Consider the following 25,225-nt stretch of genomic DNA (forward strand, 5'->3'; position numbering starts at 1 on the left):
CCGCCCGGCCGCGCCACCCGGCCCCCGTGTCCGCTCTCCGGTCAGCCGGTACCGCCCTGAGCGACGGCACCGACGGCACCGACGGTGCCGACCTCGACCGCCGCCGCCAGCGGCAGGTCGCCGCAGGACGGCCCGACCAGCACCGCGAAGACGCCGGACTCGGTCACCCACCGCCCCTCCGCCACCGACCAGTGCTCCAGCGCCCGCGCGGCGACCGGCACCTCGACCTCGACCCGCTCACCGGGCCCGGCGTGCACCGCGGCGAAACCCGCCAGCCAGCGCACCGGCCGCTCCACCGCACTCGTCGGCCGGGCCAGGTACACCTGCACCACCTCGCGGGAGCGCCGGGTGCCGGTGTTGCGCAGCACCGCGCGCACCGTCAGGCCGGCCCCGGGCGCCGTCCGCTGCGGCACCTCCACCGCCAGGTACTCCCACCGGCCGTAGCCGAGGCCGTGGCCGAACCAGTAGGCGGGCGAGGCGCCGCTGCGCAGCCAGCCCCGGTGGCCCAGGTGCAGGCCCTCGGTGTAGGCGAGTTCGCCGCCGGTCGGCCGGGTGCGGGCGACCGCGGGCAGGTGCTCGTCGGCGGGCCAGCTGGCCGGCAGCCGTCCGCCCGGTTCGGTGTCGCCGAACAGCACGTCGGCGAGCGCGTCGCCGCCCTCCTGGCCGGGGAACCAGCCGAGCAGGACGGCCGCCACCCGGTCGCGCCAGGGCATCAGGACCGGGCCGCCGCTGTTGACGACCACCACGGTGGCCGGGTTGGCGGCGGCGACGGCGGCCACCAGGGCGTCCTGCTCCCCGGGCAGGCGCAGGGTGGCCCGGTCGAACCCCTCGCTCTCGTGCTCCTCGGAGGTGCCGACCACGATCACCACCGCGTCGGCGGACCGGGCCAGTTCGACGGCCGCGGCGGCCTCGCGGACGGCCTCGTCCAGCGGCGGGTCGGCGGCCAGGGCGAAGACCCGCCCGTGGCCGTACTCCACCTGCCGACGGGCCAGCAGCTCGACCTCCTGGTGCTCCGCCAGGTCGAGGCCGACCTGCCGGTAGGAGGGCGTGACGTGCAGGTAGGTGGGGTCGTCGGACTCCGCGGGGACGTACTCGTCCAGCACCGTGCGGCCGTCCGCCGACAGCCGCACGGTGCCGAGCCCGACCACCCCGAGCCGCCAGCGCCCGGCGAAGGGCGCCCGCAGCACGGTGTGGATCTCGATCTCCCGCAGGTCGGTCAGGTCGACGTCCTCGGGAGTTTCGAACGACCGCCCGCTGGGGCGGTGTTCACGGTGGATCTCGCTGCCGTCGGCGGCCAGGAACCGCACCAGCAGGCCCGGTTCGCCGCTGCCCGGGAGCCGGCACAGCCCGGGTTCGAGCGGGGTGGGCCGCACCGAGGTGCGCACCCCCGGCAGGTACTCGACCACGGCGTCGGCCGGGAGCGCCGCCCGGATGCCGTCCAGCGGCGAGACGACGGACGCGGGGTAGACGCCGGCGCTGCCGCCGCCCTGCACCCGCGCCACCGCCGCGTTGGGGCCGATCACGGCGACGCGGCGCAGCGCCTCGGCGGCCAGCGGCAGCAGCCCGTCGCGGTTGCGGAGCAGGACGGCGCCGGCCGCCGCGGCCCGCCGCAGCAGGCCGCGCGCCTCGGCGGGGTCGACCGGGTCGGGGGCCGGCGGCGGGTCGAAGGCGCCGACGCGGCCGGCCAGCCGCAGCAGCCGGCGCACCTTGTCGTCGAGGGCGGCCGCGGGCACGCGCCCGTCCCGGACGGCGGCGGCGAGCCGCTCGCCCCAGTGCTCGTTGGGGCCCGGCATGGCCAGGTCGACGGCGGCGCCGCCGGTGGCCTCGGTGGAGCGGACGGCACCCCAGTCGGAGACGACCAGCCCGTCGAAGCCCCACTCGCCCTTGAGCGGTTCGGCGAGCAGCCGGCTCTCGCTCATCGGCTCGCCGTTGACGCCGTTGTATGCGGACATCACGGCCCAGACGCCGGCCCGGACAGCCGCCTCGAAGGGCGCGAGGTACACCTCGCGCAGGGTGCGCTCGTCGATCCGCGCGGTCATCGTGAGCCGTTCGGTCTCCGACTCGTTGCCGACGAAGTGCTTGGCGGTGGCGGCGACGCCACCGCCCTGCACGCCGGCGATGTAGGCGGCCCCGATCCGCGCGGTCAGCAGCGGGTCCTCGGAGAAGCACTCGAAGTTCCGGCCGGCGAACGGCGAGCGGTGCAGGTTGAGGGTGGGCGCGAGCAGCATGTCGACGCCCTTGCGGCGGGCCTCGGCGGCCAGCAGCGCACCGAGTTCGGCGACCAGGTCCTCGTCCCAGCTGGCCGCCATGGCGGTGGGGGAGGGCAGGGCGAGGGCCGTGTCGGACTCGTCCCAGCGTTCGCCGCGCACCCCGATCGGGCCGTCGGAGGTGACGATCGCCCGCATCCCGAGCGCGGGCTCGGCGCCGGTGCGGAACACTCCGCCGCCGGAGACGAGCCGCGCCCTGGCGTCGAGGTCGAGTCCGGGGCCGGGGTCGGCGCTGTCGATGGTGGTCATCCCTTCATCGCTCCCTGCATGATCCCGTCGATGATCTGACGGCCCATCACCAGGAAGACAGCGATGACCGGCAGGCTGGCGACGAGGGCGCCGGTGAGCACGAGCGAGTAGTCCTTGATGTAGCCGCTGGCCAGTTCGGAGAGGGTGAGCTGGATGGTCGGGTTCTGCTGGGTCATCACGACTTTGGGCCAGTAGAAGTCGTTCCAGGTGGCCATGAAGGTCAGCATGCCGAGCACGGCCATCGCCGGGCGGGCGGCGGGCAGCGCCACGTGCCAGTAGAGGCCGCGGGTGGTGCAGCCGTCCATCCGTGCCGCGTCGAGGAGTTCGTCGGGTACGGCGGTGACCAGGTACTGGCGCATGAAGAACACGCCGAAGGCGTTGGCGACGGCCGGCACGATGAGGGCCTGGAGGTGGTCGGCCCAGTGGAACCAGTTCGCCATCATGATGTAGAGCGGGATGATGCCGAGCTGGGTCGGCACCATCATGGTGGCGACCACGGTGGCCAGCAGCGGGTTCCGGCCGCGGAACGGCAGCTTGGCGAAGGCGAATCCGGCCAGCGACGAGGTGACGACCACGCTGGCGGTGACGGTGGCCGACACGATGAAGGAGTTCACCAGCGCGAGCTGCATGTCGGACTGGGCGAAGGCCTGGCCGATGTTGTGCAGCAGGTTGCCGCCGGGCAGCAGGACGGGCGGCACCCGGTGGATGTCGGTGTTGTTCCGGGAGGCGGCGACGACCGTCCAGTACAGCGGGAAGACGGACAGCAGGACGCCTACCGTCAGGGTGGCGTAGACGCTCTTCCCGGCGGAGAGTTGGCGGTTGCGGCTCATGCGGCGTCGACGCCCTTCATTCGGCGGGCGGCCAGCAGGTTGACGGCCACGATGACGACGATGAGCAGGAACATCGCCCAGGACACCGCCGCTCCGTAGCCGTACTTGAAGCGGCCCCAGAACTGGTTGTAGGAGTACAGCGCCAGGGTCTGGAACTGGTGCTGGGAGCCGCCGGTGGTCGGGTCCTGCTGCTGGCTGAAGAGCATCGGCTCGCCGAACAGCTGGAGCGCGCCGATGGTCGACACGATCACGGTGAACAGGATGGTCGGACGCAGCATCGGGACGGTGATCGAACGGAACTGCCGCCAGCGGCCGGCACCGTCGATGGCGGCGGCCTCGTACAGCTCGAACGGCACGGACTGCATCGCGGCCAGGTAGATCAGGGCGTTGTAGCCCGTCCAGCGCCAGGTGACGATGGTGGCGATCGCCGTCCAGGACGAGAGGGTGCCGGCCTGCCAGTCGATGTGGTCGACGCCGAAGAGTCCGAACAGCCAGTTGATCAGGCCGAAGTCGCGGCCGAACAGCTGGACGAAGATCAGGGTGACTGCGGCGACCGAGGTGACGTTCGGCAGCAGCACCCCGAGCCGGAAGAACGTCCGGCCGCGGACGCGGTAGTTGAGCAGGTGGGCGAGGCCGAGCGCGAGCAGCAGCTGCGGCACCGTGGCGAGCACGCCGATGCCGACGGTGTTCTTCAGCGCGTTCCAGAAGAACGGGTCGGCCAGCAGCGTCCGGTAGTTGTCCAGGCCGACCCAGGTGCTCTCGCTGCCCGGGCGGTCGGCCCGCCAACCGGTCATCGAGACATAGCCCGTGTAGAGCATCGGGAACAGCCCGAAGAGGGCGAAGACGACGAAGAACGGCGCTGTGTACAGGTACGGGGACACGCGGCGATCGGCGCGGCTCCAGCGGGCGGCCGGCGCGCGGGCCGGACGCAGCGGCGTGTCGGCGGACACGGTCGCGGCCATGGCTTGGCTCCTTGCGGGGTGGCCCGCCGGCCCGGCGCGGTGTCAGGACCGCGCCGGGCCGGCGGTGTCGGGGAGGGGAGGTGGGGCGGTACTGCGACGGCGCCCGGTTCTCAGCCGGTGATGTTGGCGACGTCGGCGAGCGCCTTCGTCCAGGCGGTCGCGGCATCGGCCTTGCCCTGCTCGATCGAGGTGAGCGCGTTGCCGAGCGCGGTGCCGATCTCGGCGCCGTGGGCCCCGAGCGGCTGCGGCTTCAGGTCCTTGGCGGACTGCGAGAAGATCTTGCCGGTGGGCGCGTTGTTGAACAGCGGGTCGGTGTGGGTCGCGATGTCCGGCTGGCTCCACAGCGCCTGGTCGGACGGGAAGTAGCCCTTGTTCTTGAACAGCCACGCCTCCTGCTCGGGGGCGGTGAGCCACTTGGCGAGGTCCACGGCGGCCTTGGTGTGCTTGCCGGACTTGGGCACCGTCAGGTACGAGCCGCCCCAGTTGCCGCCGCCGCCCGGGATCCGGGCCATGTCCCAGGTGCCCTTGTCGGTCGGCGGGTTGGCCTTGAACTCGTAGCTCATCCAGGCGGGGCAGGCGACGGTGGCGAACTGGCTCTTCTGGAAGCCGGTGTCCCAGGCCGGGGTGAAGGCCTGGATCCCGGCCGACTCGCCGTCCTTGACGGCGCCGGCGACCAGGTCGAACGACTGCTTCACGGCCGGGTTCTCGGTGACCACGGGCTTGCCGGAGCTGTCGTAGAAGCCGGTGGGGGCCTGCGCGACGATGGCGCTGAACAGGTTGCCCGCGCTGTCGAACCACTTGGCGCCCTTGTTCGGGCTCTTGGCCAGGAATTGCTTGCCGACGGCCGTGTACGCCTGCCAGTCGGTCAGCAGTGCCGAGACCTGGTCGCGGTCGGTGGGCAGCCCGGCGGCCTTGAACAGGTCGCTGCGGTAGCAGAGCGCCATGCCGCCCATGTCGGTGCCGAGGCCGAACAGGACGCTGCCGTCGGTGCTGGAGGCGGGGGCCGTCTTCGACGGCACCCACTGGTCCTTGCCGACGCCGTTGTCCAGGAAGTTGACGAACTTGGACGCCTGCGGCTGGAAGCCGGCGACCTGGCCGATCTCGATGGCCTCGACGTCCGCGGTGCCGGAGCCGGCGAGCAGGTGCGCCTGGAGGTTCTGGTGGTGCGCGCCCATGTCGGCGCGGTTCTCCTTGATCGTGACATTGGGGTGCAGCTGCTCGTACTGCTTGTAGAGATCCGCGTAGCCGAAGTCCGAGAAGAGGTTCACGGTCAGCGTGATCTTCGCGTTCGCGTCGTCCTGAGCGGGCGTGCCGCTGCTGGAACAACCGGCGACGGTCAGGGCCGCGGCCAGGGCGACAGCGGTGGCGGCGGCCGGGAACGCGGTTCTCCGGCCGGGGCGGGTGGTGGGCATGGTGGCTCCTCGCAGGGTGGCTGGGATCGCAATCTGGAGAGCGCTCTCCCATCGGCCTGGAGCTTGGCCCGTGTGCCCGCACAAGTCAAGACTTTGGTGCAAAACCTCTGTGCACCAGCCTATTTGGCCGACCATCGACAGTCCGCCCGATGCTGCACGGGTCTTGACACGGCGGAAACCTGGCGGCAACCATCTCCATGACTGCGAGAGCGCTCTCCCAGGAATGGGCGGCCCACCCCTGCCGCCGGTCCTCCCCCACCGTCTCGTCAGGAGAGTCCCCATGCTCGCTCCACCCGCCCCCGCGGCGGTCCGATCCGAACGCTCGTCACCCCTGTGGCGTGCGCTGTCGGCGGCGCTGGCCGCCGCCCTCGTCGCCGGTCTGATGCTGCTCGTGCCCGCCGGCCGGGCGCAGGCCGCGGCGTCCCTGCTGTCCCAGGGCAAGCCGGTCACGGCGTCCAGCGAGGAGAACTACGGCACGCCGGCCACCAACGCGGTGGACGGCAACACCGGCACCCGCTGGTCCTCAGCCAACACCGACCCGCAGTGGATCCAGGTCGACCTCGGCGCGGTGGCCACCGTCAGCCAGGTGGTGCTCCAGTGGGAGGCGGCGTACGGGAAGGCCTACCAGATCCAGCTGTCCTCGGACGGCACGAACTGGACGACGGCGTACTCCACCACCACCGGCGCGGGCGGCACCGAGACCCTCAACGTCGCGGGCAGCGCCCGCTACGTGCGGATGAACGGCATCCAGCGCGGCACCGGATACGGCTACTCGCTCTGGGAGTTCCAGGTCTTCGGCACGCTCGGCGGCGGCACCCTCGGGCAGCTGCGGCACCGCGAACGCTGCCCTGGGCAAGTCGGTCACGGCGTCCAGCGAGGAGAACTACGGCACCCCGGCCACCAACGCGGTGGACGGCAACACCGCCACCCGCTGGTCCTCCGCCGCGACCGACCCGCAGTGGATCCAGGTCGACCTCGGCTCGGACCAGCCGGTCTGCCAGGTCGTGCTCCAGTGGGAGTCCGCCTACGGCAAGGCCTACCAGATCCAGCTGTCCTCGGACGGCACGAACTGGACGACGGCCTACTCCACCACCACCGGCGCGGGCGGCACCGAGACCCTGAACGTCTCCGGCACCGGCCGCTACGTGCGGATGAACGGCACCCAGCGCGGCACCGGATACGGCTACTCCCTCTGGGAGTTCCAGGTGCGCACCGGCACGGGCGGCTCGTCGACCCCGACCACCCCGCCGACCTCGCCGCCGCCCACCACCCCGCCGCCCGGCAACTGGACGACGGTCTTCAACGAGGACTTCACCGGCGGCGCCGGCGCCGCGCCGAACGCCAACGACTGGATCGTGGACACCGGCACCGGCTACACCGGCGGCCCGGCCAACTGGGGCACCGGCGAGGTGCAGACCGACACCAACTCCGCGGCCAACGTGGGCCTGGACGGCAACGGCGCGCTCAACCTGACCGCGGTGAAGAACGGCACGGCCTGGACCTCCGGCCGGATCGAGTCCAAGCGCTCGGACTTCACCGTCCCGGCCGGCGGCCAGCTGCAGATCTCCGCGACCGTCAAGCAGCCCAACCCGGCCAACGGGGCAGGCTACTGGCCCTCCTTCCGGGCGATGGGCGCCGCCAACCGCGGCAACTTCACCGCCTGGCCGGCCGCCGGTGAGAGCGACATCCTGGAGAACGTCAACGGACGCAGCCAGCTCTCGACCACGCTGCACTGCGGGACCGCCCCCGGCGGCAACTGCAACGAGTACAACGGCATGACCAGCGGGCTGGCGAGCTGCACCGGCTGCCAGACCGGCTACCACACGTACGCGCAGATCCTCGACCGCACGACCTCGGACGAGCAGATCCGCTGGTACCTCGACGGCCGCCAGGTGTGGCAGGTCAACGAGTCGCAGGTGGGCGTCTCCACCTGGGACACCGCCGTGCACCACGGCTTCTACCTGATCTTCAACCTCGGCATCGGCGGCGGCTTCCCGAACGCGGTCTGCAACTGCACCTCGCCGACCGACGCGACCAGCTCCGGCGGCGCGCTGAGCATCGACAAGGTGACGGTCTCCACCACCAGCGGCACCGCCCCCGCGCCGCTGACCGACCCGGCCGTGCCGACCACCCCGTCCACCGTCAAGGTGACCGGCTCCCAGGGCAACTGGGCGCTGACCGTGAACGGCGCGCCGTACCAGGTCAAGGGCATCACCTGGGGCCCGGCCAACTCCACCGCGGAGGCGCACATCCGCGAGCTCAAGGCGATGGGCGTCAACACCCTGCGCACCTGGGGCACCGACGCCGGCTCCAAGCCGCTGCTGGACACCGCGGCCGCGCACGGCCTCAAGGTGGTCAACGGCTTCTGGCTGAACCAGGGCGCGGACTACGTCAACGACACCGCCTACATGAACACCACGCTCGACCAGATCAAGCAGTGGGTGACCACCTACAAGGACCACCCCGGCGTGCTGATGTGGGACGTCGGCAACGAGGTCATCCTCACCACTCAGGACCACACCTACACCGGCTCCACCGTCGAGCAGGAGCGGGTCGCGTACGCCAAGTACGTGGAGCGGGTCACCCAGGCGATCCACGCGATCGACCCGAACCACCCGGTCACCTCCACCGACGCCTACACCGGCGCCTGGAAGTACTACAAGGACAACACCCCGAGCCTGGACCTGCTCGCGGTCAACTCCTACGGCGCGGTCTGCAACGTCAAGAACGACTGGATCAGCGGCGGTTACACCAAGCCGTACATCATCACCGAGTCCGGCGAGGACGGTGAGTGGGAGGTCCCGAACGACGCCAACGGCGTGCCGACCGAGCCCTCCGACATCGCCAAGCGCGACGCCTACCTGTCCAACTGGGGCTGCATCAGCGGGCACACCGGTGTCTCCCTCGGTGCGACGGTCTTCCACTACGGCACCGAGAGCGACTTCGGCGGCGTGTGGTTCAACACCGTGCCCTCCGGCTGGCGGCGGCTCAGCTTCTACTCGGTGGCCAAGGACTACGGCGGCAACCCCGGCACCAACACCCCGCCGGTGATCTCCTCGATGACGCTCAGCAACACGGCCACCGTGCCGGCCGGCGGCACCTTCGACATCACCACGTCGACCACCGACCCGGACGGCGACCTGATCCGCTACCAGCTGTTCTACTGCGACAAGTACGCGGGCGGCGGCACCGGGTTCAGCCAGGTGAACTTCACCCAGACCTCGGACGGGCACTTCACCGCGACCGCCCCGAAGAACCTGGGCGTCTACAAGGTCTACGTCTACGCGTACGACGGCCACGGCAACGTGGGCATCGAGACCAAGTCCTTCCGGGTGGTCGCCCCGACGCCGTCCGGCACCAACGTCGCACGCGGCAAGCCCACCACCGCCTCCACCTTCCAGGCCACCGGCAACGGCGCGCCCTACCCGGCGAGCAACGCCACCGACGGGAACTGGAACACCCGGTGGGCCAGCGAGTGGGCCGATCCGCAGTGGATCCAGGTCGACCTCGGCCAGACCACGTCGATCAAGCACGTGCAGCTCGGCTGGGAGTCCGCCTACGGCAAGGCCTACCAGATCCAGGTCTCCGGTGACGGCACCAACTGGACGACCGCCTACTCCACGAGCAGCGGCAGCGGCGGGGTCGACGACGTCGACCTGACCGCGAGCGGGCGCTACGTCCGGGTCACCATCACGCAGCGCGGCACCACCTACGGGGACTCGCTGTACGAACTCGGCGTCTACGCCTGATCCAGACTCCCGGGGTGTGCCGGCCCCACGCGGCGCACCCCGGGGCAACCCCCACCCATCCGTTCGAATGGAGGTCCGATGCGACCCCGTTTCCTGTCCCGGGGCAGGCCGAAGCGGACGGCGTTGGCCGTCGCCTTCGCCGCCGTGCTCGCTCTCGTGGGCATCGGCAGCACCACCCAGCAGGCCGTGGCGGCCGACGGGCTGATCTCGCAGTCCCGTCCCGTCGTCGCGTCCTCCCTGGAGAGCGCCAGCTTCCCGGCGGGTGCCGTCGTCGACGGCGACGCCACCACCCGCTGGGCGAGCACCTGGAGCGACCCGCAGTGGCTCCAGATCGACCTCGGCGCCGGCGCGACCGTCAGCAAGGTCGACCTGAGCTGGGAGGCCGCGTACGCGTCGGCCTACCAGCTGCAGACGTCGAACGACGCGAGCACCTGGACGTCGATCTACTCCACCGCCAACGCCACGGGCGGCAACCAGAGCCTGGCGGTCAGCGGCAGCGGCCGCTACATCCGGCTCTGGATGACCGCCCGCGGCACCCAGTACGGCTACTCGCTGTACGAGTTCAAGGTGTACGGCACCGCGCCGGCCAGCGGCCCGGCCGGCTACATCCTGGCCAACCCCCAGGTGACCGGCGTCGTCCCGTCGACGGCCAACCCGCCGCACACCTACTTCCACGAGTTCCAGGCGAACTGCTCGCCCACCCGCAACCTGCCGGACGACCCGATCGTCTTCCCGGGCCTGCCCGGCGCGTCGCACATGCACACGTTCATGGGCAGCACCGTCACCGACGCCAACTCCACGCTGGCGTCGCTCCAGGCGGGCGGCTCGTCCTGCCTGGCGCCCGGGGACAAGTCCGGCTACTGGATGCCGACCATGTACAACGGCACCACGGCCATCAACCCGGTCGGCCTGCAGACCATCTACTACAAGACGGGGGTGAACGACTACACCTCGGTGCGGCCGTTCCCGCCGGGTCTGCGGTTCGTCGTCGGAAGCCCCGCGGCGAGCGCCACCGAGTTCAACAACGCGCCGGGCTACGTGGCGGGTTGGGAGTGCGGTGACAGCTACCACAACACCGACCTGCCGACCGGCTGCCCGGCCGGTAGCGGGATCAACATCCGGATGCAGGCGCCGAGCTGCTGGAACGGCCTGTACCTGGACACCCCGGACCACAAGAGCCACATGGCCTACCCGGTCAACGGCGTGTGCCCGGCCGACCACCCGGTCGCGCTGCCGATGATCGAGTTCAAGATGGCCTTCCCGGCGCCCGCCGGGGACCTCTCCCAGCTCCGGCTGGCGAGCGGTCGCGGCTACTCGTTCCACTACGACTTCTTCAACGCCTGGGACGCGCCCACGCTCGCCGCGATGGTGAACCACTGCATCGTCGGCGGACTCCAGTGCAACGCCCGCGGCTACGACGAAGCCAACCCGCAGCGCGGTGCCGCTCTGAACGAGCAGTACCTGCTGCCCTGACGCACCACCCGCGCCCGTGCCCGCCGCCTCTGCCCAGGAGGCGGGCACGGGCGCGGCCCTGCGCGCGCCGGGCCGGGGGCCGGGCGGGCCCGGCCGGGGTGCGGGCGGGTCGGGGTGCGGGCGAGCCACGTTGACCTGCCGGAAGAGCCTGATAGAGCGCTCTCCCGCGTGCTATAAAAGGCTCATGAGCGAAGCCCTCCGGCCGGCCGCCGCCCGATCCGCGACCCTGGAAGACGTGGCCCGGATCGCCGGCGTCTCCCGCGCGACCGTCTCCCGGGTCATCAACGGCATCCGCAACGTCGATCCCGCCATCCAGGAGACCGTCAAGCAGGCCATCGCCACCACCGGCTACGTGCCGAACGGTGCCGCCCGCTCACTGGTCACCCGCCGCGCCGGGGCCCTGGCCCTGGTGGTCTCCGGCACCGACGCGGACGAGGCCGACGACCGGTCCACCCGCGCCCACGTGTTCACCGACCCGTTCTTCGGGAGGGTGGTCAGCGGCGTCTTCACCGCCCTGAGCCCGCAGGGCCTGCACCCCGTGCTGATGCTGGCCGACACCCCCGAGGCGCGCGAGCAGGCCGTCGCCTACCTGCGCCAGGGCAACGCCGACGGCGCCATGGTCGTCTCCACCCACGCGTCCGACCCGATGCCCGCGCTGCTGCTGGCCGCGGGCGTGCCCACCGTGCTGTTCGGCCGCCCGGACAGTCCGCTGCCGGTCAGCTGCGTCGACCTGGCGAACCGCGACGGCGCCCGGCTCGCCGCGGACCGCCTGCACGGCCGCGGCTGCCGCCGGGTGGTCACCATCTCCGGGCCGTCCGCCGTCCGGGCCGCCCGTGACCGGCTCGACGGCTTCCAGGAGGCCATGGCCCGGCACGGCCTGCCGTACCTGCCGCACGCCGAGGCCGACTTCACCCAGGCCGGCGGCGAGCGGGCGATGGCCCGGCTGCTGGCGGAGCATCCGGAGCTGGACGGTGTCTTCGCCGCCAACGACCTGATGGCGCAGGGTGCGGTGGCGGTGCTGCAGGACCACGGGCTCCGGGTGCCGGAGGACATCGCGGTGGTCGGCTTCGACGACAGCAGCGCGGCCACCGCCGGGCGCCCGCTGCTCACCACTGTCCGCCAGCCGGTGGAGGAGATGGCCGCCGAGATGGCCCGGATCCTGCTCGACCACCTCGCCCGCCCGGGCCGCGGTGTCAGTTCGGCGATCTTCGAACCCACCCTGGTGGTACGCCAGTCGGCGTGACCGGAGGCGAGCGGGGCGGCCGGTGTGCACGCGACCTCGAACCACCCGGGCTCCGACGGCCGATGTCACCACCGCGCGGCCGTCGGCGCCGCCCCGGCCTGCCGGGACGGGCTCCGTGGCTGCCCGGGCCTCGGTCCGGTCCCGAAGGGCAGCGGCTGAGCACGCTGCCCTTCGGGCCGGCGGGTCACTGGCCGCGCAGCCGCTCGATGTCGCGGCGCTCACGCTTGGTCGGCCGGCCGGCGCCCCGGTCGCGGACGGCTGCCACGGGGATCTCCTCGCGCGGAGGCGGCGGCGGGCTGTGGTCGACGTAGCACTGCACCGCGACCTCGGCGCCGACCCGCTTGCGGATCAGCCGGGAGACCACCACCACCCGCTCGCGCCCGTCGTGCCGGAGCCGCACCTCGTCACCCGGCTTGACGGTCTGGGCAGGCTTGGCCCGCTCGTCGTTGACCCGCACATGGCCCGCCCGGCAGGCCGTCGCCGCCATCGACCGCGTCTTCAGCAGCCGGACCGACCAGATCCAGCTGTCCACCCGCACCGGGCCCTCGTCCTCCGCCATGGACCGAGCCTAACGCCGTCCTGCTCGCCCGTTCGCCACCGGGCGCTACCGCCCGGCGCCGACGCCCGCCCTTGCGTCGAACGGGTGGTCGGCCGGGGCTCCGGGGGCCACTCGGAGCGCGCGCCGGGCTGCGATCGGTGACCATGGCGGCATGACCCCCGACCGCGCACCGGGCCAGGCCCGTTCCCCGTACGAGATCGCCAACGCCGTCGGCGAGGAGATCCGCATCCTCAACCACCGCACTGCCGACGGCAGCTGCGCCTATCCCGATCCGACGAGCGTGCACGACGTCATCACGGCGCTGCACGCGATCCTGTTCCACCTGCCGCAGGCGCTCGGGCAGGCCGCGGCCGGGCTGGCCGCGATACCGCCGGACCGCATCCGGGTCGCCCTGCCGGACGGCGAGCGCGACACCGCGGCCGCCCGACAGGCCAGGGTGACCGAGGAGTTGGCCCGGGCCGCCGAGACGCTGGAGCTCGCCCGGGCCCACGTGGCCTCGGCGTCCGCGTTCACCAGCGGTCTCGACCGGCTCCTGGCCGTCGAGGAGGAGGATCCGCTGGACGGCCTGGTCTCGGTCTACCAGGACTGACCGGCCGCGCCGCGGCTCACTCCGGCAGCGCTGCCACGTACACCCAGGCGCCGTCCTGCCGGACGAACCGGCTGTGCTCCTCCAGCACGCCCGGCTCGCCGTCCTCGGTGTAGTGGGCACGGAAGCGGACCGTCCCCTCGGTGTGGAACGGGCCGCCGTCGGATGCCGACAGCACCTCCAGTCCCACCCATCGCAGCCCCGGGTCGAAGCCGATCCGGGGCGGCCTGCCGTCGGGGTGCCAGGTGCGCAGCAGGTACGCGGCATCGTGCACCGCGAACGCGCTGTAGCGCGAGCGCATCAGCTGTTCCGCGCTGGTGGCGGCGCTCTCCCCGGTGCAGCCGCCCGCAGCAGGCACCGTAGGGGGCGGGCAGCCCGCACGGGCACGGGTCGGCGGGGGACAGGCGAGGCTGGTGGCGACGGCGAGACATGGGCACCATTGTGCCAAGGCGGTGCTCCGGGCCGGGTCGCCGCCGTGCCGGGCGGAGACCGCCCGAGGGCCGTGGGCGTGTCGCTGCAACTGAGCGGGCGCTGCGCTCGTCTTCCCGGGTGAGATCCAGACGCGGCCCCGAGGAGGCGCACCATGCGACGTTGGATGGTTCTCCCGATGACACTGGCCCTGGCGGCCGCCGGCCTCGTGGTGCCGGTGGCGGCCACGGCGGCGACGCCGACGGCGACGGTGACCGGCTGCCCGGTCGGGTGGGGCAGCCTGCCCAAGGACACCGCAGGCTCCGGTGTCCAGCACTCGCTCGTGAACATCCGCACCGGCCAGCACCCCTGCTACGACCGGATGGTGCTGGACGTCCCCGGCACCTCCCCCGCGAGCCCGGTCGGGTACCACGTCCGGTACGTCCCCTCGTTCGTGCAGGACGGCTCGGGGCGGACGATCCCGGTGGCGGGCGGCGCCATCCTGGAGATCGTGGCGATCGCGCCCTCGTTCGACCCGACGACCGGCGCGCCCACCTATCCGGCCAGGGCCGGCCAGTCGCTGCCGGGCGTGAACCTCAGCGGCTACCGCACGTTCAAGGACACCAAGTTCGGCGGCAGCTTCGAGGGCCAGACGCAGGTCGGCCTCGGTGTCCGGGCCAGGCTGCCGTTCCGCGCCTTCCAGGTGGACGACCATCTGGTGATCGACGTGGCGCACAGCTGGAACGCCAGCTTCTGAGGCAGGGCTCCGGCGGCACGGCCGGGCACGGGAAGGAAGACTCCCCGGCGGGGTGCGGACCCCGCCGGGGAGTGGGCCGTGTTCGAAGCGGCCTACGGGAAGGCGACCAGGTTCGCCACGTTGCTGCCGGAGTTCGAGGGACCGCCGGTCGAGTCGATCACGTGGTTGATGGTGCCCGTGCCGCCCAGTGACACGGTGACCATGTCATGGAAGCGCACCCCGCTGCGGTTGGGGACCTCGAGGGAGTGCTCCTCCACCACGGCCGGGTTGACGTTGAAGTAGCAGTAGCTGCCGAGCCCCCAGGCCTCGTGCGCGGTGACGTTGTCGCCGACCTTGTAGGCGGGGTAGCCGCGGGTCGAACCGTTCATCCACGCGGCCTGGTTGGGCGGGTCGTAGGGCAGCTCGTTCTGGAAGAAGTACGTCCGGCCGCCGTTGCCGTTCCAGATCACCTGGGACTGCTGGAAGTGCTCGACGAAGAGCCCGTACATGGTGACGTTGTTGCCGTTGACGACCAGGCCGTTGGCCGCGGTGTTGGTCGTCCAGCCGACGCCGGTGCCGTGGTCGGCGCGCCAGATCCACATGTGGTCGCCGATCACGTTGTTGCTGTTCACCACCAGGGACTGGGTGGCCTTGCCGACGCCCGCGCCGCCGATCCGGAAGAAGACGTCGTGCAGCGAGGTCGGGTCGGCGGTGTGGTCGACGGTCGAGCCGTTCGGCCCTATCTGCATCAGCACGGCCGAGTTGACGCTGCCGGCGTCGATCAGCAGGCCGGCGATCTTCACACCGTCCACGTCGCCGGTGCTGACCGCGGTGATGCCGTTGTCCGGGACGAGGGTGGCGAGCCCGAGACCGAGCACCACGGTGTCCGGGCGGGTGATGTTCAGGGTCTGGTTCAGGTGGTAGACCCCGGGGGTGAACAGCAGGTTCTTGCCCTGGGCGAGGGCGCCGTTCATGTCCGCCGCGGTGGCACCGGGCTTGACGATGAAGAACTGGTCGATCGGCAGCGAGCTGCCGGCCTGGTTGCCGCCGGCCCAGGTGGTGCCGCTGGTGTTGCTGTGCAGCGCGGGCACGAACACCTGGTACGCGCCGGCCGCGTTCACGTACAGGAAGGGCTTCTCGCGGACGACCGGGGTCTGCGCGACCGTGGTGTACGGCGGGCTGGGGAAGGAGTTGGCGGGCGCGTTGGTGTCGCCGACGAAGACCATGTTCCAGTTGGAGCCCGTCCAGCTGCCCCACTGCGCGTTCCGCGACAGCCACTGCTGCTGCGAGCCGGAGTTGACCTGGCCGTCGATCTTGGAGTCGGCGATGAAGCCGCCGCTGGACCAGCCTCCGTCGTCCAGCTGGAGGTTGCCGCGTACGTGCATGCGCCGGTAGGGCGCGGCCTGGGAGACCGCCCAGCGGTCGGTCCCGGAGGACGGGTTGACCGAGAGGTTCTCGGCGGAGCGCCAGAAGTTCTGGGTGGCGTTGCCCTGGAACCAGTCCGCCTCGGCGTGCACCGCGCCGTTGATCGTCACGTCGTCCGGCGACAGCCCGAGGCCGGCGACCTGGGTGTAGAACCCGACGTTGGCGTCGGCGCTGTAGCTGCCCGGCTTGAACAGCAGGGCGTAGCGCTGCGTGCCGAACTGGTTCGACTCCTGCTGGGAGAAGACCGAGTTGAGCTTGGACTGGATGGTCGCGGCGGACATGGACGGGTCGAAGACCGAGACGTTCGGCCCGAAGTCCGGGGTACCGGGCGGGTTGGTGGTGCCGGAGCCGAACGCGAAGGACTGTGCCGCCGTCCCGTTGCAGGTGTACTGCTGGAACTGCACGGCGTCCGCGGTGGAGGCGCTGGGTACGTCGAGGCACTTGCCGCTGTTGCGGTTGACGAAGTGGTAGCTGCCGGACGCCTCGGCGACCGGCTGCCACTGCTGGTTCGCGCCGCCGCCGTACGTCCACAGCTGGATCTTGGCGCCGTCGGCGGTGGAGACGTCCTTGACGTCGAGGACCTTGGTGGGGTCGCCCTGGGCGTTGATCCGGACGTAGCCGCTGCCGACGTCCTGGAACTGCCACTGCTGGGCGCCGGTGCCGTTGCAGGTGTACTGCTGGACGGCGGTGCCGTCGGCGGTGGCGGCGGCCGCGGCGTCGATGCACTTGCCGCTGTTCTGGGCGACGACGGTGGTCCAGGCGGTGGGCAGGCCTGCGGCCTGCGCGCTCGGGCCGGTGGTGACCACCGCGGCCGCGCCGGCGGCGAGCAGTCCGGCGACGGTGGTCAGGGTGGTGGTCCTGGTGCGGGCACGGTGGTGCCGGGGCACGGTCGGGGGCATGCGGAACTCCTTCGCCTCGGGGGTGGGGCACGAGGGCGGGGCCGTGGGTGCGGCCGGTCGGTGGGGGCCGAGGGGGTGGTGAAGAGTGGCGCCGGCCGGCCGGGTGCGGGAAACGGCGCGGCCGGCGCCGGGCCGGGCCACCGGCGGGACGCCGGGGCCCGGGGCTTCACCGGGAGGTGTCAGGAGGGCAGCGCCCACTGCTGGTTGGCGCCGCCGAAGCAGTCCCATATCTGCAGCCGGGTGCCGTTGGCGGAGCTTGGTCCGGTCGCGTCCAGGCAGCGGCCGGACGCCGGGTTGACCAGGATCCCGCCCGAGCCGACCTGCCACTTCTGGGCGCCGGTGCCGTTGCAGTCGTACAGCTGGACCTGGGTGCCGTTGGCGGTGCCGGCGGCGGTCACGTCCATGCACTTGCCCAGCGCCTGCAGGCTGCCGTCGGTGCCGACCGTCCAGGTCTGCGCGGCGGTGCCGTTGCAGTCGTACAGCTGGACGGCGGTGCCGTTGGCGCTGTTGGCGGCGGCGATGTCCACGCACTTGCCGCCGTAGCCGGTGATCCGGCCGGTGGCCCCGCCGGACGGCGGCGGCGTGGTGGTGCCGGTCAGCGCGTTGAAGGTCCGCGCGAACTGGTAGGCGGACTGCGAGGTGCCGCTGCACGAGTCGGAGAGCGTGCCGTTGCTCGCACACGCCTTGTCCCGGCCGATCGCCCAGAACGCCAGCTCCTGGATGCCCTTCGAGGCGGCGAACGACTCCAGGGCGGAGGCGTTGGCGGTGGTGAAGACCTCGGCGGTGCTGTCGTTGACCCCGATCATCGGGGTGTTGCCCTCCATGGCCCACAGCTGGTCGGAGGTCTTCGACGTCCAGATCTGGCCCAGCTGGGTGTGCAGGCCGGTGGCGGCGTTGATCGCGGCCTGGCCCATGTCCATCGCCGGCCCGTAGTCCATGGTCATGATGTTGACCGCGTTGACGTCCAGGCCGCGGCTCTTCGCGTTGTTGAGCAGGCTCAGCGAGTTCGACTCGAGACCGGTCGGGTCGACCGGCAGGGTGTAGTTGACGGCCAGGTGGCGCCCGGCCGCCGCGTAGCTCTGCTGGAGGGCGGCCAGCGCCTGGTTGCGGCGGTCGTTGGCCGCGGTGTCGTTGAGCGCGGACCCTTCGATGTCGAGGTCGATCCGGGTCAGGTTGAGGGTGTCGACCACCCGCTTGTACTGGGCCTGGAGCGACGAGACGCTGGTGCACGCCTGGCCGAGCTCGGTGCCGGACGCGCCGCCGAAGGAGGCGATGACGTCACCGCCGGCCGACCGCAGGCTGTTGATCGCGCTCTGCCACGAGGCGTCGGCGATGTCGGTGGTGCCGTTGTAAGTGGCGTTGCAGCTGCCGTTGCTGATCACGAAGGCCAGGGTGAAGTACTTCAGCCCGGTCGCGTTGCGCACGTCGGTCATCACCGACGGCGAGTTCCAGGTCTCCAGGTAGGGCGCGGCGAAGTGGGCCGGGAAGCCGGGGCCGGCGTTGGCGGCCGCCGAGGCGGGGGCGGCGCCGGCGATCATCAGGCCGGCGAGGAGGGCGGGCAGGGCCGCCGCGCCGGTGGCGAGGCGGGCGATGGTGCGGTTCACGGGTGTCTCCTCCTGCCTGGCGGGCCAGGCGTCGTGGGGTGGGGGAGTGAGGCGCATGCCGTGGCCTGCGGGATTTGCCTTCAGAAGATGAACGCGGCAGCCCGCCGGAGCGCTCCGGTCGCGGCTGTGCGGCCGCGTCGGGACGGAGCGCTCCGCTGGCAGCGGGCGGTGCCGCGGGTAATCATCATCAGGCATGTAGATATGGTTTTCTGGCGATGTGTCACCAGATGGCAGCAGGCTTCGGGCGGGACGTGCGGGAGCCCGTGGATTGGTCTGAACCTTTTTCCAGAACGTGAAGTTAGGGCCCGTGACCCAGCCCCGTCAACCCTCTTGCCTACAGAACCCGAACACGAGCCCGCGGCCGGCCGGTGCGTCCGGGGCGCCGAGGCCGCGCCCCCGGTGGAGGATGAGGGGAGAGGGCGACCGGACGAGGTGATCCGTGATGGACGACCACCGCTTCCCGTTCCTCGACGGCGTCGCCGGGGCGCTGATCGACGGCAGCGGCAGGATCGTCGGCTGTACCACGGCGGCCGAGGACCTCCTCGCCCTGCCCGCCCGGGTCCTCTGCGGCCGCCGCATCCGCGACCTCCTCGCCGACCCCGAGCACTGGCCCGACCCCGACAGCGACCGCGGCACCTGGGACGGCCGGGCCGTGCTGCGCACCGGCGACGGCCGTCCGGTCAGCCTCGACCTCCGGGTCCTCTCCCTGCACGGCGGCTCCGCCGGCAGCCCGGGCGACGTCCGGCAGGTCGTCCTCGGCGCCCCCTCCGCCACCGCCGACCGCTGGCGGCAGGACCAGGCCTTCAGCCGCGAACTCTTTCTGCAGGACCGCTTCGGCCTCGCCGTCTTCGACACCGAACTGCGCGTCGTCCGCACCAACACCCACCTGCTCCCCTACAGCGGCGTCCCGCCCACCCTCTCCGGCCTGCGCCTCGCCGACTTCCTCCAGCCGGAGGACGCCGTCGCCGTCGAGGCGCACCTGCGCCAGGTCCTGGAGAGCGGGCAGCCGCTCGTCCTCGCCGAGGAGCTCGCCCGCACCGTCGTCGACCCCCGCAGTGGCCGCATGATGGCCATCTCCGCCTTCCGGCTGCAGGACACCGACTCCGCCGTCATCGGCCTGACCGTGCTCTTCACCGACATCACCGAGCAGCACCGCGCCCGGCAGCGCCTCGCCCTGCTCCACCGCGCCACCGCTGCCGCGGCCGGATCGCTCTCCGTGACCGGGACGGCCGAGGATCTCGCCGGCGTCCTCGTCCCCGAGCTCGCCGACGTGGCCGTGGTCGACGTCGCCGCCGCCGTCTTCACCGGCGACGAACCCGTCCCCGACCGGGCCGGCAACCTGCTGCTGCGCCGCACCGCGGTGGCCGGGCCGCCCGGCTCGGCCCCCGCCACCGGTGACACCGTGATGGTCGGCGCCGAGGGCACCCCCGGCGAGGGCGGCACCAACCCCCGCGACATCGTCGACGACTGGACGATCACCGCACCGCTCGCCGCCCGCGGGATCCTCCTCGGCCAGGTCACCACCCGCCGCGACCGCTGGCGCGACCCGTACGAGGAGGGCGACCGGCTGCTGCTGGCCGAGATCGCCTCCCGCACCGGCCTCGCCCTCGACAACGCCCGCCGCTACACCCGCGAGCACCGCGCCGCCGTCAGCCTCCAGCGCAGCCTGCTGCCGCCCGCCGTGCGGACGGTCGCCGCCGTCTCCACCGCCAGCGTCTACCTGCCCACCGACAGTGCCGGCGGCGTCGGCGGCGACTGGTTCGACGTCATCCCGCTCTCCTCGGCCAGGGTCGCCCTGGTCGTCGGCGACGTCGCCGGCCACGGCCTCCAGGCGACCGCCACCATGGGGCGGCTGCGCACTGCCGTGCGGACCCTCGCCGATCTCGACCTCGAACCCGACGAGCTGCTCGTCCACCTCGACGACCTGGTCTCGCAGCTGCTCATCGAGGCCGACGTCGCCGACGCCGAGCTCGGCGACGACCTGCCCGACCCGGAGCACGTGCCCAGCCGGCACGAGCCCGGCTCCCTCGGCGCGACCTGCCTGTACGCCGTCTACGACCCGGTCACCCGGTGCTGCACGCTCGCCAGCGCAGGGCACCCGCCGCCGGCCGTGGCCCGCCCCGACGGCACCGCCGACTTCATCCCCGTCACACCCGGCCCGCCGCTCGGGGTGGGCGGGCTGCCGTTCGAGGCCAGTGAGGCCGTCCTGGCGCCGGGCAGCGTCCTCGCCCTCTACACCGACGGGCTGATCGAACGCGGAGAGGGCGACATCGACGAGGGCATGGCCGAGCTGCAGCGCCGGCTGGCCGCCGTCGGCGACGAGGAGCGGCCGCTGCGCGACGTGGCCCTGCAGCTCGTCGCCGGGCTGCCGCCCACCCGCCTGCGCGACGACGTCACCCTGCTGCTCGCCCGCACCCGCGCCGTGCCGGCCCGGGACACCGCGGCCTGGTCCGTCCAGCCCGACCCCGCGGCGGTGGGGCAGGTCCGGGCGGACGCCACCGCCCAGCTCACCGCGTGGGGGCTGGAGGACCTGGTCTTCACCACCGAGCTGGTCCTCAGCGAGCTGGTCACCAACGCCATCCGCTACGCCGGCGGCCCGGTCGGCGTCCGGCTGATCCGTGCGGACAGCCTGACCTGCGAGGTCTCCGACGGCAGCAGCACCCAGCCGAGGATGCGCCGGGCCAGGCTCACCGACGAGGGCGGCCGCGGCCTCTACCTGGTCGCCCAGCTGACCAACCGCTGGGGGAGCCGCTACACCGCGCGGGGCAAGACCATCTGGACGGAGCAGGAGCTGCCGAACAGCAGCTGAACCGACAACCGGCCCGCCCGCCGAACCGCCGGCCGAACCGCCCACCGGCCCGCCGCGGGGTGCCGGCTCACCACCCGGCCAGCGCCAGCAGCACCACGAACGGGGCCGGGAGCAGCACGGCGGCCGTGCCGAGCCACGGCCCCAGGCGCCGGCCGCGCCGCAGCGGCAGGACGACGTCCGCCAGGAGCACGGCGATCGCCAGCGGAACCCCGGTGACGGCCAGCAGCCCCATCACGACCGGCGCGTGGTCGAGCGTCGTGTAGTCGCAGTCGACCGGCGCCGAGGCGAGGTCCGTGACACTGTGGCAGCCCATCGGCAGCCACTCGGTCACCAGCCAGCGGCCCAGCCCGAGCGGGATGATCGCGAGGATCCCGAGCGCGAGATTGACCAGCACGGGCACCCGGAAGCCGCCCCTGCTGCTCCCGGCGCTCCCGGTGCGCCCGGCCCTGCGCCGCCCCGCCACCCCTGCCACCTCCTGCCGTCCGTTCGTCCACCGGGCAGGACGAACGCGATCGGCCGTCGGTTCCCGGCGCCCGTCCCCGGTCAGCGCAGCGTACTGCGCAGGAACTCCCGGTTGAGCGAGGCGATGGCCGACAGCGGGATGCCCTTGGGGCAGGCGGTGGCGCATTCGCCGGTGTTGGTGCAGCCGCCGAAGTCCTCGGCGTCCATGGCGCCGACCATGCCGCGCACCCGGCTGCCCCGCTCGGGTGCGCCCTGCGGGAGCAGGTTCAGGTGGACGACCTTGGCCGCCGTGAACAGCATCGCCGAGCCGTTCGGGCAGGCCGCCACGCAGGCGCCGCACCCGATGCACGCCGCGTGCTCGAACGCCGCGTCGGCGGCCTCCTTGGGGACGGCGGTGGCGTGCGCCTCCGGGGCGCTGCCGGTCGGTGCCGTGATGTAGCCGCCCGCGCCGATCACCCGGTCGAGGGCGGAGCGGTCGACCACCAGGTCCCGGACGACCGGGAACGCGGCGGCCCGCCACGGTTCGACGTCGACGGTGTCCCCGTCGGCGAAGTGCCGCATGTGGAGCTGGCAGGTGGTGGTGGGCTGCGGACCGTGCGCCTGGCCGTTGATCACCATGCCGCAGGCGCCGCAGATGCCCTCGCGGCAGTCGTGGTCGAAGGCGACCGGCTCCTCGCCGCGCAGGATCAGCTCCTCGTTGAGGGTGTCCAGCATCTCCAGGAACGACATGTCGGGGCTGATGTCGCGCACGACGTAGGTGATGAAGCCGCCGGGCTCGTCCGGGCCGGCCTGGCGCCAGACCCGCAGGGTGAGGTTCATGCGTAGCTCCGCTGGGTGGGGTGGACGTACGCGAAGTCGAGGGCCTCGCGGTGCAGGACGGGGGCGGTGCCGCCGCCGGTGAACTCCCAGGCGGCCGCGTACGAGAAGGCCTCGTCGTCGCGCAGCGCCTCGCCCTGGTCGGTGCGGCTCTCCTCGCGGAAGTGGCCGCCGCAGGACTCGGTGCGGTGCAACGCGTCCAGGCACATCAGTTCGGCGAGTTCGAGGTAGTCGGCGACCCGGTTGGCCTTCTCCAGCGACTGGTTGAGCGCGTCACCGCTGCCGGGCACCGTCACCCGCCGCCAGAACTCCTCGCGCAGTTCGGGGATGCGGGCCAGGGCGCGGCGCAGTCCGGCATCGGTGCGGGCCATCCCGCAGTCGTTCCAGAGCAGTTCGCCGAGCTCGCGGTGGAAGGACTCGGGTGTCCGGTCACCGCGGACGGCGAGCAGCCGGGCCAGCCGGTCGGTCACCTCCGTCCGGGCCTCGGCGATCGCCGGGTGGTCGGCCGGGACGGGCGCCAGGTGCTGCCGGGCCAGGTAGTCGTTGATGCTCGGCGGCAGCACGAAGTAGCCGTCCGCGAGGCCCTGCATGAGCGCGCTCGCGCCGAGCCGGTTGGCGCCGTGGTCCGAGAAGTTGGCCTCGCCGACCGCGAACAGGCCCGGGATCGTGGTCTGCAGGTCGTAGTCGACCCAGAGCCCGCCCATCGTGTAGTGCACGGCGGGGTAGATCCGCATCGGCACCCGGTACGGGTCCTCCGCGGTGATCCGCTCGTACATCTCGAAGAGGTTGCCGTAGCGGGCGGAGACGGTGTCCCGGCCGAGCCGGGCGATCGCGTCCGCGAAGTCGAGGTAGACGCCCTGGCCGCCGGGGCCGACGCCGCGGCCCTCGTCGCAGACCGCCTTGGCCGCCCGGGAGGCGATGTCGCGCGGCACGAGGTTGCCGAAGGCCGGGTAGATCCGCTCCAGGTAGTAGTCCCGCTCGTCCTCGGGGATGTCACCGGGCGGACGGGTGTCGCCCGCGGCCTTCGGCACCCAGATCCGGCCGTCGTTGCGCAGTGACTCGCTCATCAGCGTCAGCTTCGACTGGTGGTCGCCGGAGCGCGGGATGCAGGTCGGATGGATCTGCGTGAAGCACGGATTGGCGAAGTACGCGCCGCGCCGGTGGGCGCGCCACACCGCGGTGGCATTGGAGTTCTTGGCGTTGGTGGACAGGTGGAAGACGTTGCCGTAGCCACCGGTGGCCAGCACCACGGCGTCCGCCGGGTAGGTCGAGACCTCGCCGGTGACCAGGTCGCGGGCCACGATCCCGCGGGCCGCGCCGTCGACCACCAGCAGGTCGAGCATCTCGGTGCGCGGGTGCATCTCCACGGCGCCGGCGGCGATCTGCCGCTCCAGCGCCTGGTAGGCGCCGAGCAGCAGCTGCTGCCCGGTCTGCCCCCGGGCGTAGAACGTCCGCTGCACCTGGACGCCGCCGAACGACCGGGTGTCCAGCAGCCCGCCGTACTCGCGGGCGAACGGCACGCCCTGCGCCACGCACTGGTCGATGATCTCGACCGAGATCTGGGCCAGCCGGTGCACGTTCGACTCGCGCGCCCGGAAGTCGCCGCCCTTGACGGTGTCGTAGAACAGCCGCCGGACGCTGTCGCCGTCGTTGCGGTAGTTCTTGGCCGCGTTGATGCCGCCCTGCGCGGCGATGGAGTGCGCCCGGCGGGGTGAGTCCTGGAAGCAGAACTGCACCACCCGGTAGCCCTGTTCGGCGAGCGTGGCGCCGGCGGAGGCCCCGGCCAGGCCGGTGCCGACCACGATCACGGTGTGCTTGCGCCGGTTCGCCGGATTGACCAGCTTCGCCTCGAACCGCCGCTGGTCCCAGCGCTGTTCGATGGGGCCGTCGGGGCCCGGGTGTCGGCGACGGGCGCGCCGACGGTGTAGTCGAGGTACGGGGTCACTGCACCGCTCCGATCATCACAGCGACCGGCACGGCGAGGAACCCGGCGGTCAGCACCAGCGCGAGCACGTTGGCCGAGATCTTCAACACCCGGTCGCGCCGCGGGTTGTTGAGGCCGAGCGTCTGGGCGGCGCTCCAGAAGCCGTGCCGGACGTGCAGCCCGAGCGCGAGCATCGCCACGACGTAGATCCCGCCGCCGTACCAGGTGGAGAAGGACGCCACCACGTTCTGGTAGGGGTGGCCCTCCTCGGCCCGCGGGTTCACCGTGAGCGTGGTCAGGTCCAGGATGTGCCAGACGATGAACAGCCCGAGGATCACCCCGCCCCAGCGCATCGTCCGGGTCGCGTACGAGGCCCGGCGCCGCCTGTGTGCGTACTTCTGCGGCCGGGCGGCCCGGTCCCGCCGGCTGAGCTGGTACGCGGCGACGCCGTGCGCCACCACCGAGGCCAGCAGCACCACGCGGGCGATCCACAGGAACCACGCGTGCCCGAGGAAGGGCTGTCCGACGGTACGCAGCCAGGCCGCGTAGCCGTTCAGGTCGTCCGGCCCGAAGAAGATCTTCAGATTGCCCAGCATGTGGGCCACCAGGTACAGCAGCATCACCGCACCGCTGGCGGCCATCACCGCCTTCTTGCCGATCGTCGAACCCCACAGTGCCGCCACTGCGGACTGCCGTCGACCCGTTCCACTCGCCACAGCCATACGGACGAGCGTAGGAACGCCGTCCCGGTGGCGTCCAAGACATGCTGAAGCTCACCACGATAGGCCGTGCCTATCGTGCGGCGTTACGCT

At 72.3% G+C, this 25,225-nt stretch carries 16 protein-coding genes and 3 pseudogenes; 7 read left to right on the forward strand and 12 right to left on the reverse strand.

Annotated elements, in window-relative coordinates:
* Window positions 1-41: 41 nt before the first annotated feature.
* The 4 genes from ABEB13_RS37230 to ABEB13_RS37245 form a co-directional block, all read right to left on the reverse strand.
* Complete coding sequence (locus ABEB13_RS37230) at window positions 42-2,516, reverse strand: glycoside hydrolase family 3 C-terminal domain-containing protein (protein WP_345709051.1); 2,475 nt, start codon at window positions 2,514-2,516, stop codon at window positions 42-44.
* Window positions 2,513-3,346 (reverse strand): carbohydrate ABC transporter permease, encoded by an 834-nt coding sequence (locus ABEB13_RS37235; protein ID WP_345709052.1) that lies wholly within the window; start codon window positions 3,344-3,346, stop codon window positions 2,513-2,515. The genes ABEB13_RS37230 and ABEB13_RS37235 overlap by 4 nt, the downstream gene beginning before the upstream one ends.
* Window positions 3,343-4,308, reverse strand: coding sequence for a carbohydrate ABC transporter permease (locus ABEB13_RS37240; RefSeq protein ID WP_345709053.1), 966 nt, complete (start codon window positions 4,306-4,308; stop codon window positions 3,343-3,345). Before ABEB13_RS37240 ends, ABEB13_RS37235 begins: the two co-directional genes overlap by 4 nt.
* Window positions 4,309-4,418: 110 nt before the next feature.
* Window positions 4,419-5,720: an ABC transporter substrate-binding protein gene (locus tag ABEB13_RS37245; protein WP_345709054.1), complete on the reverse strand. Its 1,302-nt coding sequence runs from the start codon at window positions 5,718-5,720 to the stop codon at window positions 4,419-4,421.
* Window positions 5,721-6,000: 280 nt separating this feature from the next.
* Here ABEB13_RS37245 and ABEB13_RS40965 point away from each other — a divergent pair.
* From ABEB13_RS40965 to ABEB13_RS37265, 4 genes and pseudogenes are all read left to right on the forward strand, one after another.
* A pseudogene (locus tag ABEB13_RS40965) lies at window positions 6,001-6,534 on the forward strand (discoidin domain-containing protein); the annotation flags it as partial.
* A gap of 94 nt (window positions 6,535-6,628) precedes the next feature.
* Window positions 6,629-9,469, forward strand: coding sequence for a galactose-binding domain-containing protein (locus tag ABEB13_RS37250; protein WP_425559939.1), 2,841 nt, complete (start codon window positions 6,629-6,631; stop codon window positions 9,467-9,469).
* 78 nt (window positions 9,470-9,547) lie between these two features.
* Window positions 9,548-10,942: a DUF1996 domain-containing protein gene (locus ABEB13_RS40970; RefSeq protein WP_380230865.1), complete on the forward strand. Its 1,395-nt coding sequence runs from the start codon at window positions 9,548-9,550 to the stop codon at window positions 10,940-10,942.
* Window positions 10,943-11,126: 184 nt separating this feature from the next.
* Window positions 11,127-12,185 (forward strand): LacI family DNA-binding transcriptional regulator, encoded by a 1,059-nt coding sequence (locus tag ABEB13_RS37265; protein ID WP_345709055.1) that lies wholly within the window; start codon window positions 11,127-11,129, stop codon window positions 12,183-12,185.
* A gap of 184 nt (window positions 12,186-12,369) precedes the next feature.
* Here ABEB13_RS37265 and ABEB13_RS37270 read toward each other — a convergent pair whose 3' ends face one another.
* Window positions 12,370-12,744 carry an RNA-binding S4 domain-containing protein gene (locus ABEB13_RS37270; RefSeq protein ID WP_345709056.1) on the reverse strand — a complete coding sequence of 125 codons (375 nt, stop codon included), beginning with the start codon at window positions 12,742-12,744 and terminating at the stop codon, window positions 12,370-12,372.
* 151 nt (window positions 12,745-12,895) lie between these two features.
* Between ABEB13_RS37270 and ABEB13_RS37275 the strand changes: the two genes are divergently transcribed.
* Window positions 12,896-13,333 carry a hypothetical protein gene (locus ABEB13_RS37275; protein WP_100886840.1) on the forward strand — a complete coding sequence of 146 codons (438 nt, stop codon included), beginning with the start codon at window positions 12,896-12,898 and terminating at the stop codon, window positions 13,331-13,333.
* Window positions 13,334-13,349: 16 nt separating this feature from the next.
* On the opposite strand, the pseudogene ABEB13_RS37280 reads toward ABEB13_RS37275, so the two are convergent.
* Window positions 13,350-13,761 (reverse strand): annotated as a pseudogene (locus ABEB13_RS37280) (YchJ family protein).
* Between the two features lie 152 nt (window positions 13,762-13,913).
* Here ABEB13_RS37280 and ABEB13_RS37285 point away from each other — a divergent pair.
* Entirely contained in the window at window positions 13,914-14,495 is a 582-nt protein-coding gene (locus ABEB13_RS37285; protein WP_345709057.1) for an AMIN-like domain-containing (lipo)protein, read from the forward strand.
* Window positions 14,496-14,587: 92 nt separating this feature from the next.
* On the opposite strand, the gene ABEB13_RS37290 is transcribed toward ABEB13_RS37285, so the two are convergent.
* The gene (locus ABEB13_RS37290) at window positions 14,588-16,798 is read right to left on the reverse strand and encodes an RICIN domain-containing protein (RefSeq protein WP_345709058.1); all 2,211 of its coding nucleotides are present in this window, start codon (window positions 16,796-16,798) and stop codon (window positions 14,588-14,590) included.
* Window positions 16,799-16,977: 179 nt separating this feature from the next.
* Window positions 16,978-18,402 carry a ricin-type beta-trefoil lectin domain protein gene (locus ABEB13_RS37295; protein WP_345709059.1) on the reverse strand — a complete coding sequence of 475 codons (1,425 nt, stop codon included), beginning with the start codon at window positions 18,400-18,402 and terminating at the stop codon, window positions 16,978-16,980.
* Between the two features lie 442 nt (window positions 18,403-18,844).
* Here ABEB13_RS37295 and ABEB13_RS37300 point away from each other — a divergent pair, with 442 nt between their 5' ends.
* Window positions 18,845-21,211 (forward strand): SpoIIE family protein phosphatase, encoded by a 2,367-nt coding sequence (locus ABEB13_RS37300; RefSeq protein ID WP_345709060.1) that lies wholly within the window; start codon window positions 18,845-18,847, stop codon window positions 21,209-21,211.
* A gap of 67 nt (window positions 21,212-21,278) precedes the next feature.
* Here ABEB13_RS37300 and ABEB13_RS37305 read toward each other — a convergent pair whose 3' ends face one another.
* The 4 genes and pseudogenes from ABEB13_RS37305 to ABEB13_RS37320 all read right to left on the reverse strand — a co-directional run bounded on the left by ABEB13_RS37305 (window position 21,279) and on the right by ABEB13_RS37320 (window position 25,135).
* Window positions 21,279-21,683 carry a hypothetical protein gene (locus ABEB13_RS37305; RefSeq protein WP_345709061.1) on the reverse strand — a complete coding sequence of 135 codons (405 nt, stop codon included), beginning with the start codon at window positions 21,681-21,683 and terminating at the stop codon, window positions 21,279-21,281.
* Window positions 21,684-21,754: 71 nt separating this feature from the next.
* Entirely contained in the window at window positions 21,755-22,492 is a 738-nt protein-coding gene (locus ABEB13_RS37310) for a succinate dehydrogenase/fumarate reductase iron-sulfur subunit (protein ID WP_345709062.1), read from the reverse strand.
* Window positions 22,489-24,434, reverse strand: a pseudogene (locus ABEB13_RS37315) (fumarate reductase/succinate dehydrogenase flavoprotein subunit). The gene ABEB13_RS37310 and the pseudogene ABEB13_RS37315 overlap by 4 nt, the downstream one beginning before the upstream one ends.
* Window positions 24,431-25,135, reverse strand: a complete 705-nt coding sequence (locus tag ABEB13_RS37320; RefSeq protein ID WP_100886833.1) for a succinate dehydrogenase cytochrome b subunit — start codon at window positions 25,133-25,135, stop codon at window positions 24,431-24,433. The pseudogene ABEB13_RS37315 and the gene ABEB13_RS37320 overlap by 4 nt, the downstream one beginning before the upstream one ends.
* Window positions 25,136-25,225: the final 90 nt, after the last annotated feature.

The organism is Kitasatospora paranensis (assembly GCF_039544005.1).
GTDB classification, from domain to species: domain Bacteria; phylum Actinomycetota; class Actinomycetes; order Streptomycetales; family Streptomycetaceae; genus Kitasatospora; species Kitasatospora paranensis.

What these genes read in the sequence shown, in the direction of transcription:
- ABEB13_RS37230 (WP_345709051.1), bottom strand. Translation starts at nt 2,516, where the DNA reads ATGACCACCATCGACAGCGCCGACCCCGGCCCCGGACTCGACCTCGAC.
- ABEB13_RS37235 (WP_345709052.1), bottom strand. Translation starts at nt 3,346, where the DNA reads ATGAGCCGCAACCGCCAACTCTCCGCCGGGAAGAGCGTCTACGCCACC.
- ABEB13_RS37240 (WP_345709053.1), bottom strand. Translation starts at nt 4,308, where the DNA reads ATGGCCGCGACCGTGTCCGCCGACACGCCGCTGCGTCCGGCCCGCGCG.
- ABEB13_RS37245 (WP_345709054.1), bottom strand. Translation starts at nt 5,720, where the DNA reads ATGCCCACCACCCGCCCCGGCCGGAGAACCGCGTTCCCGGCCGCCGCC.
- ABEB13_RS40970 (WP_380230865.1), top strand. Translation starts at nt 9,548, where the DNA reads ATGCGACCCCGTTTCCTGTCCCGGGGCAGGCCGAAGCGGACGGCGTTG.
- ABEB13_RS37265 (WP_345709055.1), top strand. Translation starts at nt 11,127, where the DNA reads ATGAGCGAAGCCCTCCGGCCGGCCGCCGCCCGATCCGCGACCCTGGAA.
- ABEB13_RS37270 (WP_345709056.1), bottom strand. Translation starts at nt 12,744, where the DNA reads ATGGCGGAGGACGAGGGCCCGGTGCGGGTGGACAGCTGGATCTGGTCG.
- ABEB13_RS37275 (WP_100886840.1), top strand. Translation starts at nt 12,896, where the DNA reads ATGACCCCCGACCGCGCACCGGGCCAGGCCCGTTCCCCGTACGAGATC.
- ABEB13_RS37285 (WP_345709057.1), top strand. Translation starts at nt 13,914, where the DNA reads ATGCGACGTTGGATGGTTCTCCCGATGACACTGGCCCTGGCGGCCGCC.
- ABEB13_RS37290 (WP_345709058.1), bottom strand. Translation starts at nt 16,798, where the DNA reads ATGCCCCCGACCGTGCCCCGGCACCACCGTGCCCGCACCAGGACCACC.
- ABEB13_RS37300 (WP_345709060.1), top strand. Translation starts at nt 18,845, where the DNA reads ATGGACGACCACCGCTTCCCGTTCCTCGACGGCGTCGCCGGGGCGCTG.
- ABEB13_RS37310 (WP_345709062.1), bottom strand. Translation starts at nt 22,492, where the DNA reads ATGAACCTCACCCTGCGGGTCTGGCGCCAGGCCGGCCCGGACGAGCCC.
- ABEB13_RS37320 (WP_100886833.1), bottom strand. Translation starts at nt 25,135, where the DNA reads ATGGCTGTGGCGAGTGGAACGGGTCGACGGCAGTCCGCAGTGGCGGCA.